Genomic DNA, 3,301 nt, shown 5'->3' on the forward strand with positions numbered 1-3,301 from the left:
GGCCGGCGCACGGGCCGGCCACCGGGCGCCCGGAACGGCGCTGCGCATCAGTCGCCGCCACCGCCACCGGAGTCGCCACCGGAGCTGTCCGAACCGGAGGAGCCGGAGGAGTCGGAGGAACCGGAGGAGCCGGAGGAGTCGGAGGAGCCGGAGGAGTCGGATGCGTCGGAGGAGTTCCCCCACCCCTGGCGGTGGTCGTCGGCGGTGGAGCCGGCCGCGGTGCCGCTGTCCGTCGCCGTGCCACCCGACGCGGCACCGCCGCGACGGCCGGAGCGGCCCCGCATCGCGAGCAGCAGCCCGATGCCGGCTCCCGCGAGCAGGCCCACCACGACCAGCAGCACGGTACCGGCGGTCGAACCGCCGTCGCCGTCCTCCTCGGCGTCCGACGCCGGTTCGCCGCCGTCGGTGCCGTCCTCTGCCGTGTCGGCCTCGGGCGCGAGGGCCACCAGATCGGCGGTGAGGTCGGTGCCGCCGAACTCCGCCGGGTCGCCGTCCCCCGCACGGACCGCGAGGATCAGCTGGCCGAGCGCGGCCGGGCTGCCGGCCGTCCACTCCTGGGCGTTCTCCGCGAGCCACGCGAGGGGCTCCTCGGTCGCGCCGCCGTAGCCACCCGCCGCGAGTGCCAGCACGGCCCGGGCGGTGGCGCCCACGTCGGGGTCCCCGTCGGCGAACGGGTTGGGCACGAACGCGCCCTCCTCGCCGTCGAGCAGCTCCGCCACGGCCGTGGCGGCAGCCCGCGGCGCCTCGTCCTCGGGGAGGGCGCCCGCGTCGGCACCGCACTCGGTCGCGGCGGGCCGCTCGTCCCCGGAGACCGGGTCCACCAGCACGCCGCTGCCCTGCATCGCGAGCGCGGCGTCGACCGTCGCGGCCTCGTTGGTGAAGAGTTCGCCGGAGTCGCCGTCCGGCTGCCAGGCGAAGCTGCCGGGCGCACCGCCGTCGGCGTCGCAGCCCAGCTGCAGTGCGCGCAGCGCGTCATAGGCGGAGGAGCCGTCGTCGGAGGTCACCGCGTCGACGTCCTCCCCCGCGGCCACCAGCGCGCCGACCACGGCCGCCGTGGAGTTGGCGTCGGTCGGGTCGCCGGGGGAGAAGGGCCAGCCGCCGTCCTCGTTCTGTATGTCCAGCAGCCAGCCCAGGGCGGCCCGGGTCTCCTCGGCGTCGGCGCCGCGGGTGGCGGTCAGCGCCTGCACCGCCATCGCCGTCGCGTTGGACTCGGCGAGGACGTCCTCGCCGCACTCCCCGCCGGCGTCGGCGCGGTAGGCGGCGAACGAACCGTCCTCGCACTGCTGCGCCCGCAGCCAGTCGACTGCGTTCTCCGGCACGGGCCGGTCCTCCGCGCGCAACGCCAGGACGGCGAGCGACTGCCGCCAGACCCCGTCGTACGTCGGGTCGCTCTCCCCGAACAGGCCGGCGTCCTCGGCGGCGCCACCGCCGTCCTGGGCGTACGCGGCAGGCGCGGCCCCCAGCAGGAGGGCGGCCCCGGTGAGGGCCGCCGCGCCACGGCGCAGCTTCATGATCGGTCGCCTTTCGCTCAGGTGGCCGAGACGGCTCGATCCACCGCGGCACGGGCGACGCGGCGCACCGGGGCTCGGCTCCGTGTTCCTCGACGGTTCCGGCCGCGCGGCCGGGAGCCAGTGCTGTCCCGGCGCGGGTGCTCCGGCTGCGGGCCAGGGGCCGCTCACGGTTGCGGGTCAGCGCCGGATTCGCACCGGCTTCCCCCGCGCGGGGACGTGTCGTGCGGCCTCACTGTATCGGCCACCTTCCGGCGGCCGTGAGCGTGGAGTGGCGTGTTCCGCCGGACCGCCCCGCCGGGCCGACGCGGGTCGCGGGTCCCGGGCGGGCGGGGGTGGGCGGGCGCGGCGGCCGCCCGGTTGCGGCCCGCCGTGGCGGGGATCACCGGTGGCCCCTGCTCGGTGCCGCGGGGGCGGCGGCTATCTTCGTACCGACGAGTAGCCGGGCCAACGTGAACTTGTTCCACTCGGAACGGGACGGTTACGCTCCGGCGCACAGCCGAGAGGGGAGCGGGCGTGACCGTTGGAGACCGCGCGGACGAACCGCTGAACATCGCGTTCCTCACGTACAAGGGGAATCCTTTCTGCGGCGGCCAGGGGGTCTACGTCCGGCACCTCTCGCGGGAGATCGCCCGGCTCGGCCACCGCGTGGAGGTCATCGGCTCCCAGCCCTATCCCGTGCTCGACGAGCAACCCGGCGTCACCCTCACCGAATTGCCCAGCCTCGACCTCTATCGCGAGCCGGACCCCTTCCGCACGCCCCGCCTCGGCGAGTACCGCGACTGGGTCGACGCGCTGGAGGTCGCCACGATGCGCACCGGGGGGTTCCCCGAGCCGCTCACCTTCTCGCTCCGCGCGCGACGCCATCTCGCCGCGCGACACGGCGAGTTCGACGTGGTCCACGACAACCAGACCCTCGGCTACGGCCTGCTGGGGCTCGACCGGCTCGGCCTGCCGCTGGTCACCACCGTCCACCACCCCGTGTCCGTGGACCGGCAGCTGGAGATCGACGCCGCCGGCACGTTCCGTGCCCGCCTCTCCAAGCGGCGCTGGTACGCCTTCACCCGGATGCAGCGCCGGGTCGCCGGCCGGCTGCCGTCGGTCCTCACGGTCTCCGGTTCGTCCCGGCGTCAGATCATCGACGACCTGGGCGTGCGGCCGCACCGCGTGCACGTCGTGCCGATCGGTGCCGACTCGCGGATCTTCCGCCCGGAGCCGGCCGTGGCCGAGGTCGCCGGACGCATCGTCACCACCTCCAGCGCCGACGTACCGCTCAAGGGGCTGGTGCACCTGGTGAACGCGCTCGCACAGCTGCGGCGCGACCACCCTGCGGCCCACCTCGTCGTCGTCGGGCACCGCCCCTCGCACGGCCCCGTCACCGACGCGCTCGCCGCCCACGGGCTCGGGGACGCCGTCGAGTTCGTCAAGGGCGTCACCGACGAGCAGCTCGCCGACCTGGTGCGCTCCGCCGAAGTGGCCTGCGTCCCCTCGCTCTACGAGGGGTTCTCGCTGCCGGCGGCCGAGGCCATGGCCACCGGCACCCCGCTGGTCGCCACCACCGGCGGTGCCATCCCGGAGGTCGCCGGCCCGGACGGGGAGACCTGCCTGGCCGTCGAACCCGGTGACCCCGCCGCGCTGGCCGCCGCACTCGGCCGGCTGCTCGGCGACCCCGAACTGCGCGCCCGCATCGGCGCCGCCGGTCGCGCCCGCGTCCTCGCCCGGTTCACCTGGGAGCAGGCGGCGCGCGGAACCGTGGAGCGCTACCGGGCGGCGCGGGCAGAGCTGCGGCACAC

The 3,301-nt window shown here is 76.1% G+C and carries 2 protein-coding genes and 1 riboswitch; of the genes, one reads left to right on the top strand and one right to left on the bottom strand.

Going from position 1 to position 3,301, the window contains the following annotated elements:
* Window positions 1–47: 47 nt before the first annotated feature.
* Window positions 48–1,511: an SCO2321 family membrane protein gene (locus HCN52_RS23075; protein ID WP_168090370.1), complete on the bottom strand. Its 1,464-nt coding sequence runs from the start codon at window positions 1,509–1,511 to the stop codon at window positions 48–50.
* A gap of 135 nt (window positions 1,512–1,646) precedes the next feature.
* Window positions 1,647–1,716, bottom strand: a riboswitch (cobalamin riboswitch).
* Window positions 1,717–2,024: 308 nt separating this feature from the next.
* Here HCN52_RS23075 and HCN52_RS23080 point away from each other — a divergent pair.
* Window positions 2,025–3,301: glycosyltransferase family 4 protein (locus HCN52_RS23080; protein ID WP_168090371.1), on the top strand; the 1,277-nt coding region annotated here is incomplete at its 3' end.

This window comes from Streptomyces bohaiensis (assembly GCF_012033785.1).
GTDB lineage: Bacteria > Actinomycetota > Actinomycetes > Streptomycetales > Streptomycetaceae > Streptomyces > Streptomyces bohaiensis.

What these genes read in the sequence shown, in the direction of transcription:
- HCN52_RS23075 (WP_168090370.1), bottom strand. Translation starts at nt 1,511, where the DNA reads ATGAAGCTGCGCCGTGGCGCGGCGGCCCTCACCGGGGCCGCCCTCCTG.